At 70.5% G+C, this 14,587-nt stretch carries 13 protein-coding genes; 9 read left to right on the forward strand and 4 right to left on the reverse strand.

What is annotated here, in order from left to right:
- Window positions 1-8 precede the first annotated feature (8 nt).
- The 7 genes from JJ691_RS31555 to JJ691_RS31585 are packed head-to-tail and all read left to right on the forward strand — an operon-like array spanning window position 9 to window position 6,777.
- A complete protein-coding gene (locus JJ691_RS31555; RefSeq protein ID WP_211763221.1) occupies window positions 9-1,184 on the forward strand; it encodes a radical SAM protein in 1,176 nt (391 codons plus the stop codon).
- A 1-nt stretch (window position 1,185) separates the two neighbouring features.
- Window positions 1,186-1,440, forward strand: a complete 255-nt coding sequence (locus tag JJ691_RS31560; protein ID WP_211763222.1) for an acyl carrier protein — start codon at window positions 1,186-1,188, stop codon at window positions 1,438-1,440.
- Window positions 1,437-2,645: a hypothetical protein gene (locus tag JJ691_RS31565; protein ID WP_211763223.1), complete on the forward strand. Its 1,209-nt coding sequence runs from the start codon at window positions 1,437-1,439 to the stop codon at window positions 2,643-2,645. The genes JJ691_RS31560 and JJ691_RS31565 overlap by 4 nt, the downstream gene beginning before the upstream one ends.
- Window positions 2,635-3,597 carry a Gfo/Idh/MocA family protein gene (locus JJ691_RS31570; protein WP_211763224.1) on the forward strand — a complete coding sequence of 321 codons (963 nt, stop codon included), beginning with the start codon at window positions 2,635-2,637 and terminating at the stop codon, window positions 3,595-3,597. The genes JJ691_RS31565 and JJ691_RS31570 overlap by 11 nt, the downstream gene beginning before the upstream one ends.
- Window positions 3,594-4,562: a phosphotransferase family protein gene (locus tag JJ691_RS31575; RefSeq protein ID WP_211763225.1), complete on the forward strand. Its 969-nt coding sequence runs from the start codon at window positions 3,594-3,596 to the stop codon at window positions 4,560-4,562. Before JJ691_RS31570 ends, JJ691_RS31575 begins: the two co-directional genes overlap by 4 nt.
- Complete coding sequence (locus JJ691_RS31580; protein ID WP_211763226.1) at window positions 4,559-5,584, forward strand: hypothetical protein; 1,026 nt, start codon at window positions 4,559-4,561, stop codon at window positions 5,582-5,584. The genes JJ691_RS31575 and JJ691_RS31580 overlap by 4 nt, the downstream gene beginning before the upstream one ends.
- Window positions 5,581-6,777, forward strand: a complete 1,197-nt coding sequence (locus JJ691_RS31585) for a condensation domain-containing protein (protein ID WP_211763227.1) — start codon at window positions 5,581-5,583, stop codon at window positions 6,775-6,777. Before JJ691_RS31580 ends, JJ691_RS31585 begins: the two co-directional genes overlap by 4 nt.
- Here JJ691_RS31585 and JJ691_RS31590 read toward each other — a convergent pair.
- Both JJ691_RS31590 and paaK read right to left on the reverse strand, forming a co-directional pair.
- Window positions 6,764-7,477: a GNAT family N-acetyltransferase gene (locus JJ691_RS31590; RefSeq protein ID WP_211763228.1), complete on the reverse strand. Its 714-nt coding sequence runs from the start codon at window positions 7,475-7,477 to the stop codon at window positions 6,764-6,766. The two genes, JJ691_RS31585 and JJ691_RS31590, sit on opposite strands and share 14 nt — an antisense overlap.
- A gap of 104 nt (window positions 7,478-7,581) precedes the next feature.
- On the reverse strand, window positions 7,582-8,901 hold the full coding sequence (gene paaK, locus JJ691_RS31595) for a phenylacetate--CoA ligase PaaK (RefSeq protein WP_211763229.1): 1,320 nt from the start codon (window positions 8,899-8,901) through the stop codon (window positions 7,582-7,584).
- 137 nt (window positions 8,902-9,038) lie between these two features.
- Between paaK and JJ691_RS31600 the strand changes: the two genes are divergently transcribed.
- Window positions 9,039-10,031: a LacI family DNA-binding transcriptional regulator gene (locus JJ691_RS31600; RefSeq protein WP_211763230.1), complete on the forward strand. Its 993-nt coding sequence runs from the start codon at window positions 9,039-9,041 to the stop codon at window positions 10,029-10,031.
- Between the two features lie 3 nt (window positions 10,032-10,034).
- Here the strand turns inward: JJ691_RS31600 and JJ691_RS31605 are convergent, their stop codons facing one another.
- Both JJ691_RS31605 and JJ691_RS53100 read right to left on the reverse strand, forming a co-directional pair.
- Complete coding sequence (locus JJ691_RS31605) at window positions 10,035-10,658, reverse strand: TMEM175 family protein (protein WP_211763231.1); 624 nt, start codon at window positions 10,656-10,658, stop codon at window positions 10,035-10,037.
- A gap of 147 nt (window positions 10,659-10,805) precedes the next feature.
- Window positions 10,806-13,721: a helix-turn-helix transcriptional regulator gene (locus tag JJ691_RS53100; protein WP_211763232.1), complete on the reverse strand. Its 2,916-nt coding sequence runs from the start codon at window positions 13,719-13,721 to the stop codon at window positions 10,806-10,808.
- Between the two features lie 155 nt (window positions 13,722-13,876).
- Here JJ691_RS53100 and JJ691_RS31615 point away from each other — a divergent pair, with 155 nt between their 5' ends.
- Window positions 13,877-14,467, forward strand: a complete 591-nt coding sequence (locus JJ691_RS31615; protein WP_211763233.1) for a dihydrofolate reductase family protein — start codon at window positions 13,877-13,879, stop codon at window positions 14,465-14,467.
- Window positions 14,468-14,587 lie beyond the last annotated feature (120 nt).

Here is a 14,587-nt window from a genome sequence, read left to right on the forward strand (position 1 = left end):
GAAAACCGATGCACCCGTTGACAACACGAAGGATCAACGCCAAAGAATTCGCCGACATCAAGCACACCGTGGCCATCCGCTCGCGGGCCCGGCACGGTCTGCTGGCCGACCCCGGCTACGCCGCGCCGGTGCCGCAGGAGGTCAGTCTCCAGCTCACCTACCGCTGCAACCTGCGCTGCACCCACTGCTACCAGTGGAACGAGCAGGGCTTCTTCCGCGACTTCAGCCCCCAGCGCCAGAAGACCGAACTCGACATCGACATCGTCGAGAACGTGCTGCGCACCACCGCGGCCACCCGCTCCAAGCTCTTCCTCTGGGGCGGCGAACCCCTGATGCACACCAAGTTCGGCCAAGTGGCCGAACTCCTGGAGCGGTATCCGCGCACGGTCAACATGTGCACCAACGGCCTGCTGTTCAAACGCAAGCTCGACGACATGCTCCGCATCGGCGAGAACCTCAACCTCCTGGTCAGCCTCGACGGCCTCGGCGAGGACCACGAAGCCCTACGCGGCAAGGGCACCTTCAAACGCACCATGGACAACATCCAGATGATGCTCGACCTCAAACGCGACGGCCGCTTCCGAGGCGAGCTCTCCCTGTCGTGCATGGTCTCCCACGTCACCGTCGGCAAGATGTACGAGTTCATGGAGTGGGCCGAAGAACTCGGCGTCAACACCGTCTACTTCCAGTTCCCCTGGTACATCAGCCCCGAAGTCGCCGGCCAGATGGACCAGGTCTACGAGCAGTCCTTCGCCTGGCTCAAACCCGACACCGGCACCAAACAACCCACCTGGCACTCCTACACCTACCAACTACCCGAAGACCAACTCCCGGTCTTGCGGGAGTCCATGGCCCGCCTCGCCTCCCGGCCCTGGGGCGTGCGCGTGCGCTACCAGCCACAACTGGAGGCCGACGAGGTCGAGGACTTCATCCGCGGCACCTCCCGCCCCGCGCAGAACCGCTCCAAGTGCCTGGCCGTGTCCAACCGGATGGAAGTCCACGCCGACGGCAACGTCAGCTCCTGCAAGTTCTTCCCCGAGTTCGTGGTCGGCAACCTCTACGACACCGAGATGACCGAGCTGTGGCAGAGCGAGGCGTTCCGCCAGGTCCGCTCCATCCTGTCGACCAACGGCATGATGCCGGTCTGCTCGAAGTGCATTCTTCTTTACCTGAACGGGGTGTGACATGGACACGGTTGAGGACAAGGTGCGCGAGGTCCTGGTCGGCGTGCTGTCCAACGGGATGACCCCGGACGAGGTCGGCCGGGACGTGGACCTGGTCGAGGAGTACGGCCTGGACTCGCTCCAGATGATCTCCTTCCTGCTGGGCATCGAGGACACCTTCGACCTGGAGCTGGACTACGAGAACCTGGAGCTGGACGACCTGCGGTCGGTGGCGCAGTTCGCGTCCTACGTGCGACAGCTGGCGCCGGCGGCGTGACCGTCCGACGTGGCTCTGGGGTAGTCCTGGGCACCTTCGACGCGGAGCGCTGGTGGCGGCCGGAAGACCTGGCGACGCTGCCGGCGGCCGGCTCGGCCGAGGGTGTCGCCGAGTCGATGGACGAGCTGCTGGCCGGCTTCTGCGCGCCGGGGGATCTGCTGGTCACCCGGCGACCGGTGGCGCCGGCGGTGGTCGAGGGGTTGGCGGCGTGCGGGATCACGTTCACGGGGCATTCCGTCGACGCTGACGGAACCGTGGAAAGCGCTGTCCTCGCTGACCCTTCGACCCGGGAACTGCTGCGGGCCTACGGCGAGCTCCGCCCGTACGCGGTGCTGCCGGACACTGTCCGTCTCGATTGGACGGACGGGCTGCCGGACGGCGACGTAGTCGCGGAGGTGAACTCCAAGACGTGGTCCAACGAGCTGGCCGTGGAACTCGGCCTGCCGGGCACCGGCACCGTGGTCCGGTCGGTCGAGGAGCTGACCGCCGCGGTAGACGGAACCGTGGTGGTCAAGGACCCGTACGGGGTGTCCGGGCGGGCGATGCTGGAGGTCGGCACGCCCGGTGTGCTGCGGGCCGTGACCCGGACGCTGGCCCGCCAGGACCGGCGGATCGAGTTGCTGGTGCAGCCGAAGTTCGACAAGCGGCTGGACTTCTCCGGGCATCTGGAGGTGTTTCGGGACGGCCGCTGGGAGTTCCTGGGCGTGCAGGGCATGAACAACCGGGGCTTCCGCCACATCGGCTCCGCGCCGGCCTCCGACGAGCTGCTGGCCCTGGTCGAGCGCAGCGGCTACGTCGACGTGCTGGGCTCGGTGGCCAAGGCCGTGTCGGCGGCCGGCTACTGGGGTCCGGTGGGCGTGGACTCGATGGTGCTGGCCAACGGGACCGTCGTGCCGATCCTGGAGGTCAACGCCCGCCGGTCGCTGGGCCTGCTGGCGCTGCGGCTGGAGCGGCGCATGCCCGGATTCCGGCTGTGGCAGCTGGATCTGCGGGTGGCTGAGGGCCAGGGCGTCGAGGACGTGATTGGCGCGGTGCAAGGCCTGGATGTGGTGGTGTTGAGCGGCAGCGGGCTGGCCGCGCCGGGCGGACGGGTGTACTTGGGGTTGGTATGCCCGTCCGCCGAGGTCGGCCGCCTGCAGGACGCGGTGGTGGCCGCACTGGCCGCCGCCGGGCTGACCCCGAGGGGAGTCGTGGATGCCGCTTGACATCGGGCTGATCGGCGCGACCGGGATCGCGGAGAAGGCAGTGCTGCGCCCCAGCGCCGCCTTCGACGACGTGACCGTGCGGGCCGTGGCGGCCAGTGATCCGGTGCGGGCCAAGGAGTTCGCCCGCCGCAACGGCATCGACCGCGTGCACGGCTCGTACGCGGAGCTGGTCGCCGATCCCGGTGTCAACACGGTTTACGTGTCGCTGCACAACTCCGCGCACCGGGAGTGGGTGGTCGCCGCCGCTGAGGCAGGCAAGCACGTGATCGTGGAGAAGCCGCTGTGCCTGTCAGCGGCGGAATGCGCGGAGATCGCCGCCGCCGCGGCCGGCGTGCAGGTGATCGAGGCCGTGCCGACGATCGGCCATCCGTGGGCGGCGGCGGTCCGGGAGATGATCACCGACGGTAGGTACGGGCCGCTGACCGGGATCCGCACCGAGATCCGCTTCGGCGTCCCGGTGGCGGGCAGCTACCGGGAGCGGCCGGAGCTGGGGGGCGGCATCTTCCTGGACAGCGCCAGCTACTGGCTGCAAGCCGTGCAGGCCACGGTCGGACTCGACGGCGCGGTCGGGTCCGGCCGGTCGGCCTTCGACGGGGCAGGCGGCGTCGACCGCTCCTTCGACGCGACCCTGACCTGGCCCGACTGCACCGCCGAGCTGCACTGCGAGGTCGGCGACAAGCACCTCGCCAACCACGAGTTCATCTTCGCCGAGGCGTCGGTGCGGATCCGGAACTTCCTGCTGCCGGCGGCCGGCACGCTGCCGCTGAACCTGGTCATCCGGCGGGCCAACGGGACCAAAACCGTGGAAGCGTTCCCACCGGTCGGCTACTACGACCTCCAGCTGGCCCGCGCCCGTGACATCGTGGCCGGTGGCAGTGGTGAACTCGCCGCCGCCATCGACCGCATCACGCTGATGGCCGCCATCCATCGGCAGGCCAGGGAGGCGTCATGACAAGCATCAACAGCTACCAGCGGCATGTCGACGACGAGCAGTTGGCCGGCGTGCTCGCGGCGTCGGGGGTGGAGCCGAACCGGTTGGCCGGGCGGGAGGAGCTGGGCGAGGCCAGCTACAACACCGCCTACCGGCTGCGGCTCACCGACGGCTCGGGGCTGGTGCTGAAGATCGCTCCGGACCCGTCGATGCCGGGCCTGTCCTACGAGCGCGACCTGATGCGGACCGAGACCCTGTTCTACCGCACGGCAACCGCGCTGCCGGTGCCCCAGGTGGTGCACGCCGACTTCTCCCGATCGGTGTTGGACACCGACTTCCTGCTCATGACCGAGTTGCCCGGCGGGAACTGGTACGGCCTGCGCGAGGAGATCGGCGACGCCGACCGGGAGCGACTGCGGCGGGACCTCGGCCGGCTGGTCGCCGGCCTGCACCGGATCACCGGTGAGACTTTCGGCTACCCGCAAGGGGAAACCTCGCCGAGCTGGCGCACGGCGTTCCTGGGCATGCTGGACGCGCTGCTGGCCGACGCCCTGCGCTGGGAGACGCCGCTGCCGCGCTCGGTGACCCAGATCCGCCAGCTGATCGGCGCCAACGCCTACGTGCTCGACGACGTGACCACGCCGGCGCTGGTGCACTTCGACCTGTGGCCGGGCAACATCCTGGTGCAGGACAAGGAGATCACCGGCGTCGTCGATGGCGAGCGGGCGTTCTGGGGCGACCCGCTGGCCGAGATGGTGTCGCTGGCCCTGTTCGGCGACATCGCCGACGACGCCGCGTTCCTGGACGGCTACGGCGGCATCGAGTTCACCGACTCGGCGCGGCGGCGGCTCGCGCTGTACCGGACCTACCTGTACCTGATCATGCTCATCGAGGGCGACCCGCGCGGCTACTCGGGGCCGGACCGGGCGGCCCTGGTCAAACTGACCTCGATGTGCCTGCGCAAGGCGTTGGGGGAACTCCAATGATCGAGATCCTCACCTCCGGTGTCGCCCTCGGCGTGCACGTGCCCGGCCTGCTGCTGGCCGACCGGCTACGGGAGCGGGGCGTGCCGGTCGGCGTCAGCGTGCTGGAACGCCTGCTCCCCGAGAGCAAGCTGGCCACCACCGCGACCATGAAGTTCGCCTTCCACCGGAACTTCCGGGTCGCGCTGGCCGGCCAGAAGGTGGCGGGCTCGCCGGCCGACTCGGTCGATCCGGTGGCGGTGGCAGCGTTGTTCGCCGACTGGCGGGCCCGGGGTGTGGACCGGGTGGTGGTGTTCTCCGGCTTCTGGCTGCCCCTCCTCGCCGGCTACGACTGCGAGATCGACGTGTGCCACGTGGATTCCGTGGAGTCGCCGTCATTCACCAAGACAGTCACGGATCTTGACGTTCGCCATGTGCGGCTGGCTGACGCCGAGGCCGGCACGATCCCGTGCAGCATCCCGGTCAGCACCGAGCCGCCGGTGCCGTGGGCGGAACGCGAGCAGCGGGTGTTCCTGCACGGCGGCGGCTGGGGCATGGGCACCTACCGCGAGCGGGTCGGCGAGCTGCTGGAACACGGGCTGCGGCTGGACGTCATCGCCTACGAGGGCCGGGACGTCACGGCCGAGGGCGTGCGCTACTTCATGGTCGACCCGGAGTGGCATCCCTGGCTGGACAACGGATATCCGCCGTTCGGCCAGGTCCTCGCCGACGGCTCCACCCAGTTCGCGCGCAGCCAGGGCCACCACGGCTCGTTCGACCTGACCCGGGCGGCGATGGCCACCGTGAGCAAGCCGGGCGGCGGCACGCTGCTGGACTCGCTGTGGTCGGCCACGCCGGCCGTGCTGCTGGAGCCGTTCGGCGCGCACGAGCAGCGCAACGCCGACCTGTGGTGCGCCCTGGGCTTCGGCATCCCGTTCGACACCTGGCGGGAGTCCGGCTTCGACCCGGAGTTGTTGCGGCCCTTGCACGAGGCGCTGCTGAAGGCCGATATTCCCGACTATGCCGAGGAGTTGGCCCGCCGATGACGACCGTGGAGACCTCCTGGCCGCTGTCCATCTGGCAGCGCCAGTGCATGACCGACGAGCAGACGCGGCCGGGCGTGTTCACCGACCCCTACTTCACCATCAACGCCGTCGTCGATCTGGACCAGCCGTTGAATCTCGTCGTGCTGCAACGGGCCCTGGACGAACTGCTGCGGCGGCACGAGCTGCTGCGCACCCGGTTCGCCGAGGACGCCCAGGTGGTCGCTCCCCAGGTCGCCGGGGTCATCGAGCAGGTCGACGAGGTCGCCCTGCACTTCCCGGTGCCGGCCGACAGCCCGACGCCGCTCGTGCTCACCGTGTCCGGCAACAAACTTTCCCTGCACCTGCAACACCTGGCCTGCGATCCGCCGACGGTGTGGGCCGCCCTCACTGAGCTCGCCGCCCTCTACACCGCCGAACTCGGCGGCCCGGCCGTGCCGCCACCGTCGGCTCAGTTCGGCGAGTATGTGGTGCACGAGCTGGAACAGGAGCGCGTCGGCCTCGACGCGGCGCGGGCCTGGTGGCAGAGTTCCCTGGGCGGCAAGCGGTTCGCCCGCGTGCGTCCGGACGCCGGCGCCGAGGGTTTCGAGTACCGGGGCGAAGTCCTGTCCGCCAACGACTACGCCGCCCTGGAGCGGCTGGCCCGGACCCACCGCGGCACCGCCTTCACGACCATGTTCGCCGCCCTGGCCTGTGCCATGGGCCCGCGGATGGATGGCGGGGATCTCATCTTCTCCACCGTGTTCCGCAAGCGCGACCGTCCACAGTGGCAGCGGATGCTGGGTCCCTGCTTCGCCCCCACCTTCGTGGCCATCCCCGCGCCGCCCGCCGAGCTGACCGCCGACTACTCCCGGGTCGTTCGCGACGTGCTGCTGAAGTCCCAGCGGCACAACCGTTTCGACCTCATCGAGCTGCGTGGCCTCAGCCCCGACATGGCCGAGTCCACGACGCTGCGCACCTTCTTCGAGCTCATCCCGGCCGAACGCCCGATCGGCCTCGTCTTCGGGCCGGCGACCGGCCGCGTGGCGGAGGCCGCCGGCCCGCTGATGCGCATCACGACCCGAATGAGCGTGCGGGCCCGCAACACCGAGGACGGTTCGGTGGTCGGTCACGTCAGCGGCGGCCCCGGCGGCTGGCAGGAGTCGACGGTCCGCCAGCTGTGGCGGGATGTTGCCGGCATGGTCAGGAGTGAATGAACGGCGTGGTCGTGGCCAGCTGCACGAAGCCGAGCCGTTGCAGGATCGGGCTGCTGTCGTCGGAGGCGTCCACCTGGAGGTAGCGGAATCCCCGAGCCGCCGCCAGCCGGGCCCGGTGCGCCACCAGGGCCTTGAACAGGCCGCGGCCCCGCCACGACGGCAGCGTGCCACCGCCCCACAGGCTGGCGAACTCCGTGCCGCGGTGGAACTCCACCCGCGCCGCCGACACCGCCTCCCCGCCGGCCAGCACCACAAAGCCGAGCTGGTTGTCCGGGTCGGCCAGCAGCCGCCACGCCACCTTCGCGTAGTCGCCGCCGAACACCTCGTTGTGCACCTGGACGAACTGCTCGGCGGTGGCCACGTCGGTCACCGGCACGATCTCCGCCCCCGACGGCAGCGGCGCCTCGGTCGGCAACTCGTCGATCACCGCCACCAGCAGCGCCTCGGCCGGCTCTGCCGTGAATCCCGCTTTCCGCAACCGATCCGCGAGATCCGCCGGCTGGTCGTAGGAGTAGTGCTTCCACTCCCAGGGCAGCCCCAGCTCGGTGAAAGTCCTGACGTGCTTGGCGATCGCCGCGTCCGCGGTCCGCTCGTCCAGGTCGGTGCTGACCACCCCGGCCCAGTCGTCCTCGATCAGCACGTCCCCGCCGGCCCGGCGGATCTGACGGTCGAATTCCCGCAGCACGAAGTCTCGGTCCACCGCCGCAGTATGCCGCCCCGGCCGATCTGAAGCCTCCGCATTTCACCGGCGAGCCCTTCGTCATGAAGGGCCCCATCCTCACGTTGAACGTGCGGGCGGCGGGCCTAGTCCTTCGGGCGGTCGTCGATGACCCGCTTCAGCTTGCCGACCGACCGCTCCAGCGTCTCCGGGTCCACGACCTCGACCGCGACCGTCACGCCGACGCCGTCCTTGACCCGGCCGACGATCTCGGTGGCCGCGGCGACCCGGAGTTCGGCGGCGGCGTCCGGGCGGGCCTCGACCACCACGGTCAGGTGGTCCATCCGCTCGCGGCGGCTCAGCCGCAGCTGGAAGTGCGGGGACAGGCCGGCGGTGCCGAGCACGATCTCCTCGATCTGGGTGGGGAACACGTTCACCCCGCGCAGGATGATCATGTCGTCGCTGCGGCCGGTGACCTTGTCCATCCGCCGGAACGCCGGCCGGGCGGTGCCGGGGCGCAGCGCGGTCAGGTCCCGGGTGCGGTAGCGGATGATCGGCAGGGCCTGCTTGGTCAGCGAGGTGAACAGCAGCTCGCCGGTCTCGCCGTCCGGCAGCACGTTGCCGAAGACCGGGTCGATCACCTCGGGCAGGAAGTGGTCCTCCCAGACGTGCAGGCCGTCCTTGGTCTCCACGCACTCCTGGGCCACCCCGGGCCCCATCACCTCGGACAGTCCGTAGATGTCGACGGCGTGCAGGCCGGCCCGCTGCTCGATCTCGGCCCGCATCTTCTCGGTCCACGGCTCGGCGCCGAAGATGCCGACCCGCAGCGAGCTGCCGGCCGGGTCGATGCCCTGCCGCTCGAACTCGTCGAGCAGGGTCAGCATGTACGTCGGCGTGACCATGATGATCTCGGGCCGGAAGTCGGTGATGATCTGCACCTGGCGCGCGGTCATGCCGCCGGAGGCCGGGATCACCGTGCAGCCCAGCTTCTCCACGCCGTAGTGCGCGCCCAGGCCGCCGGTGAACAGGCCGTAGCCGTAGGCCACGTGCACCTTGTGGCCGGGCCGGCCGCCGGCGGCGAAGATGGAGCGGGCCATCACGGTGGCCCAGGTGTCGATGTCCTCGGCCGTGTAGCCCACCACCGTCGGCTTGCCGGTGGTGCCGCTGGAGGCGTGGATGCGCCGGACCCGCTCCTGGGGCACGGCGAACATGCCGAACGGGTAGTTGTCGCGCAGGTCGTGCTTGGTGGTGACCGGGAAGTTCGCCAGATCGGCCAGCTCGCGGCAGTCCTGCGGCCGCACCCCGGCCTCGTCGAACTTCTTGCGGTAGAAGGGCACGTTCTCGTACGCGTGCTGGAGTGTCCACTGTAGACGGATCAGCTGGAGCGCCCGCAGCTCGTCGACGGACAGCCGCTCGACGGCGGTCAGCTCCTCGGCGGCCGGCGCCGCATCCCATCCTGCGGTCATCGTCGACTCCAGTGTTAACTGACCGAACGGACGGTTAAGAATGTGCCCTGGTCGCGGCCTTGTCAAGGATGCGGGCACGGTGTCGCCCGCTGTCCTAAACTGGGTGTGAGGGGGTGACCACAGGGCGAGAGGAAGCAATGCCGCGAGCAACGATTCGCGATGTCGCGCGGGCGGCGGGCGTGTCGGTCTCCACGGTGTCCAGGGTGTTCACCCGGCCGGAGCTGTTCCGCGACGAGACGCGGCTGAAGGTGCACGCCGCCGCCGAGCAGCTGAACTACTCCCCCAACCGCAACGCCGCCTCGCTGACCACGGGCCGCACCGCCAACATCGGGCTGGTGGTGCCCAACCTGGCCAACCCGCTGTTCCCGGAGATGATCAAGGCCGCCCAGCACGGCGCTCGCGAGCACGGCCTGGCCGCGCTGCTGGCCGACAGCGACGACAGTGCCGCTGACGAGGAGAAACTGGTGCACGCCCTGGCCAAGGACGTGGACGGGCTAATCCTGTTCTCCTCGCTGCTGTCCCAGGAGCAGATCGCCTCGGTCGGCCCGCTGCGGCCGCTCGTCTTCGTCAACCGGCACGTGCCCGGCCACCGCAGCGTGCTCGTCGACGCCCCGCACGCCATGTCGCTGCTGACCCAGTACCTGGCCAATCTCGGACACACCGCCGCCACCTACTACCCCGGGCCCGACAACTCGTGGGTCGCCCACGACCGCCTCGCCGCCCTGCGCAAGGCCTCGTCCGCCGCCGGCGTCGAGCTCACCGTCGCCCCCATGGGCCCGGCCACCTTCGAAACCGGCAGCGACGCCGCCGACGCCCTCGTACGGCGGCCGTTACCGACCGCTGTGCTGTGCTTCAACGACCAGATGGCCATGGGCGTGGTCGCCCGGCTGCTGCAACTCGGCGTCCGGATCCCCGGGCAGACCAGCGTCACCGGCTGGGGCGGGACCAAGATGGCCGCGTACTCCACCCCGGCCCTCACCACCATCGCCGCGCCGCTGGCCGACCTCGGCTCGGCCGCCGTCGCCGAACTCCTGTTGGCCCAGAACGACGAGCCCGACACCGACCCGGCCCCGGTGACCCTGGAGGCGACGCTGCTGGCCCGTGCCACCACCGGCCGCGCCCGTGACTGAGTCCTATTCGGACAGTCGAGCCGGCTTGGGCACGCTCGGATACACCAGGCGCGCCACCACCGGCGGCACCAGCAGCAGGAGGATGCCGAAGTAGTTGATGTCGTGGAAGACGGCGGCCAGCAGGAAGGCGACCGCCATCGCGATGGCGCTGCCGATGGCGTTGAACAGCCAGCGGACCGTGATGCCGTCGCCCTCGACGGCCAACTCCGGGTGGGCCCGCACGGTCCAGCTCATCACCGCGTGGCAGGTGCTGTTGACCACCATGGTGCCGATGTAGAGCAGGCAGGTGAACTTGTCGGTGCCGAACGCGCCGACCATCTGGGTGGCGAACGGCAGCACCACGACCGTCAGCAGCCACAGCAGGTTCACCATGAACAGCATCTGGTTGTAGGCCCGGATGTGCTCGAACAGCCGGTGGTGGGCGATCCACTGCCGGCTGATCACCACGAAGCTGAGCAGGAAGCTCCATATCTGCTGCTGGTGACCGGTGACCGCCTCCAGCGGCTCGCCGTGCGCGGCCACCACCTCCGGCACGATCTCGGTGAGCGGCAGCACCAGCAGGGTCAGTGCGATCGCGACGACGGCGTCGGTGAAGAACACCAGGCGTTCGGGCGACTTCTCGGTCATCGGTTCCCTCGGGCAGATCGGGACAAGTCATGGCGCGCGGCCGGGCGGGCCAGCCTAACCGGCGGCCGGACTGTACCGCGCGATCACCGGCGCACTGTGTCCATTCGGGATACGAGGACGTCACCGTGGGGGAAGCCGGGGCTCCCCTCAGTCCCCGAGCCGGGCGGCCGCCATCGTGGCCAACTCGGTGCGATTGCCTATGCCCAGCTTGGCGAAGATGTGCGAGAGATGGGTCTTCACCGTGCCCCGGCTCATGAACAGCTTGGCGGCGATCTCGGGGTTGTTGAGACCGGCGGCCGCCAGCTTGGCGACGCTGAGTTCGGTGGGCGTGAGGCTGGGCCAGCCGGCCGACGGGCGGGAACGGGGGCCACGCGTGCGGCGGACGTACTCGATGGCTTCGTCCAGGGACATCATGGCGTCGCTCCGGGCACGGGCCGCGGCGAGGACCTGGTCATCACCGGTGAGGGTGGCGATGGCCTCGACGCTGTCCACGCAGCCGAGGCGCAGTCCGTGGTCGACGCGGATGGCGAGGGCGCGGTGGTGCAGGTCGAGGTCGCTACGAAGGTGGCCTTGCTGCTCATAGGCGTCGGCCAGGACGCGGGGCATGCGCAGCTCGCCGGCCATGGTGACGGCGCGGTCAAGGAGCGCGGCAGCCTCCTCGTGGCGGTCGAGGCCGATGAGGGCGGCGGCGAGGGATGGCAATGACTGCACGGCGATGCAGGTGACCCGCTCGGTCGGCGCGGCCGCTTCGCGCAGCCAACGCTCGGCCTCGTCGAACTCGCCGCGGGCCAGGTAGAGGCTGCCCAGCGCGGATGCCATGCCCGGCACCACAACCGGCACCTCGGCGTTGCGCACGAGATTGAGCACCGGCTCCATCAGCCGCAATCCGGCCTCGGTGTCGCCGGCAGTGGCGTGCACGGTGGCCAGGACGCCGCGCGTGCTGCCGACCCGGTTGTAGTCGCCGAGCGGCGCCGCGATCTTGACCGCTTCCTCGGCCAGATCCCTCGCGAGGTCAAGATCCCCGGTGACCCGGGCGCTGGCTGCCCGGAAGCCGAGCGCCGTGGCCGCGACACCCCGGTCGCCCCGCCGCAGCAGCTCCGCCGACGCGCTGGCCAGCAACGGCACCGCCTGCTCGTGTTCGTCCCGCAGGTGCAGCACGATCCCTTGCAGCGCAAGGGAAGCATCGCGTACGAACTCGTCCCCCGAGACCTCGGCCGACCGGAGCGCCGTCAGCCCCTGCTGCCAGGCCCCATCCAGATCCGCGAACAGCCGGCCCACCGCCTGGAGCACCAACGGCAGCCCCCGGTCCCGCTCGTCCGCCGCCAGCTTCAGCGCCTGATCCAACGCCTCCACGCCGAGCCCAACCGGCCCCGCAACATCCGCCACGAGCGCCATCCCGGTGAAGAGCCTGGACTGCAACGGCGAACTGTCCTCCGGCGCCCGCTCGATCGCCCGCCGCAGGAAGTCGATTCCCTCGTGTCCCGGGCCGCTCAGATGCCACAGCCAGGCCAGCCCCGCCGCCAGCCGCCGCCCCTTCTCCGGGTCCCCCGCCGCCAGGCCGTGGTCGAGCGCCGCCCGCAGGTTCCCGTGCTCCGCCTGCATCCGAATCCGCCACACGTCTTTGTCCTGCGAGTCCCCGCCCTCCGTACAGGCCAGGAAGTGGTCGAGGTGGCGGTCCCTCGTCGCCTCTTCCTCGCCGGCCTGCTGGAGACGGGCGGCGGCGTACTCGCGGATGGTCTCCAGCAGGCGGTAGCGGCCGTCCTCGGCGACGACCAGCGACTTGTCGACCAGGCCGGCCAGCGTTCCCCGCACATCCCGGTCGCAGACGGCGCGGGCGGCGTCGAGGGTGAAGCCGCCGTGGAAGACCGCGAGGCGACGAAAGGCGGTCCGCTCGGTGTCGTCGAGCAGGTCATGGCTCCACTGCACCGAGGCCGCAAGCGTTTGCTGTCGGGTGGCGACGCCGCGTGGACCCCGTGTGAGCAGGGAAAACCGGTCGTCGAGGCCGGCTTCGATCTGCTGCGGGGTGAGGGTGCGCAGCCAGGCCGCCGCCAGCTCCAGGGCCAGCGGCATGCCGTCCAGCCGCTCGCACATCGACGCCACCGCCGCACGACCGGCGTCGTCCAGTTCGAACCCCGGCACCACCTGCCGGGCTCGCTCCACGAACAGCGCCAGCGCCTCGCCGGTGGCGATCGGCGGCACTCGCCAGACCGCCTCGCCGGGAATCCCCAGCGGCTCCCGGCTGGTCGCCAGCACCGTCACTTCCGGGCAGGTGCGAAGCAATTCGGCGGCCAGGTCCGCGACCCCGTCCAGTACCTGCTCGCAGTTGTCCAGGCCCAGCAGCAGCCGGCTCCCCCGCAACTGCGGCGCCAACTGGCCCGACCCGACCAGTGCCCCGATCGCCTCCGTCACGGCGTCGGCGACCAGCGCGGGCTCGGTGATCTCGGCCAGGTCCACCCACCAAGCGCCCTGCGGCCAGTACTCGGAGTGGTCGGCGGCGAGCTGGGCGGCCAGGCGGGTTTTGCCGCTGCCGCCGGGACCGGCGAGGGTGACGAGCCGTTCGCCGAGCAGCAGGGTGCGCAGTGCGGCCAGCTCGGCGTGCCGGCCGACGAAGGTGGTGAACTGCAGCGGCAGGTTGTTCGGCACCTGGTCCAGCGACCGCGGCGGCCGGTCGTCGCCGATGGCGTACAGGCGGATCGGTGACATGAGGTCACGCAGTCGGTGCACGCCCAGGTCATAGGGCCGCAGTGGCAGCTCGGCGGCGGTGGTCGCCGACAGCAACGTCTGGCCGCCGTTGGCGATCTGGCACAGGCGCCGCGCCCGGCGGACGGTCGGCTCGCTGTCGTCGCCGGTGTGCAGGGCGATCCGCAAACGTTTGGCGTTCGGGTCGTCCGCGAAGCCCTGCCGAAGGTCGTCGGCCGCGGCGACCGCCTCCTCGACCGAAGCGAAGGCGGATTTCGTGGCGTCCAGCAGCAGCGCCAGCCGCCGCCGCGACTCCCGCGCGGGGTCGTTCGGCCCGGCCGCGCCCAGCGGGTCGAGACCGGCGGCCAGGTGCGTCACGGACATGCCTGGTCATCCTGCCAGGCCGGGCGGCATCGGCCACCCCACCCGAGGACATCGGCCACCTCGCCCGGCCATCTCGGCCACCTGGCAGATATATCGGCCACCCGCGGCGGCGAGGCTTTGACCAGCAACGCCAACCCGAACTCAAGGAGCACGAGATGTCCGAGGTCATCGCCAACATGTCCATGTCGCTCGACGGCTTCGTCGCCGACACCGACGACGGCATCGAGCAGGTCTTCGGCTGGTACGGCAGCGGCGACGTGGCGGTGCCGACGGCGGTGGAGTGGGCGACCTTCCGCACGTCGGAGGCCAGCGCCGGGGTGCTGCGGCACGGGCAGGCCACCATCGGCGCGCTGCTCGGCGGCCGGCGGCTGTTCGACCTGACCAGCGGCTGGAACGGGACGCACCCGATGGGCGTGCCGGTGGTCATCGTGACCCACACCGTGCCCACCGACTGGGCGCACCCCGAGGCCCCGTTCACCTTCGTCACCGACGGCATCGAGAGCGCGGTGGCCAAGGCGAAGGCGGCGGCCGGCGGCAAGAACGTGGCGGTGGCCAGCCCGACCATCGTCCGCCAGTGCCTCGACGCCGGGCTGCTCGACGCCGTGCAGGTCGACCTGGTGCCGGTGCTGCTGGGCAAGGGCATCCCGTTCTTCGGCGAGCTGGCCACCGGCCCGGTGCAGCTGGACGGTCCGACGGTGGTGGAGGGCGAGGGCGTCACCCACCTCACCTACCGCGTCCGCCGCTGATCCGCCGCGTCGGCGACTGTCAGGATGGCCAGTGCGTTGACCTTGAAGGACTGCCGGTTTGCGACAGGACGACCAATGCGTCGTGGGCCGATCCGATCGAGGCCCAGTTCGGGCCCCTGC

This window comes from Kutzneria sp. CA-103260 (genome assembly GCF_018263855.1).
Taxonomy (GTDB): Bacteria; Actinomycetota; Actinomycetes; order Mycobacteriales; family Pseudonocardiaceae; genus Kutzneria.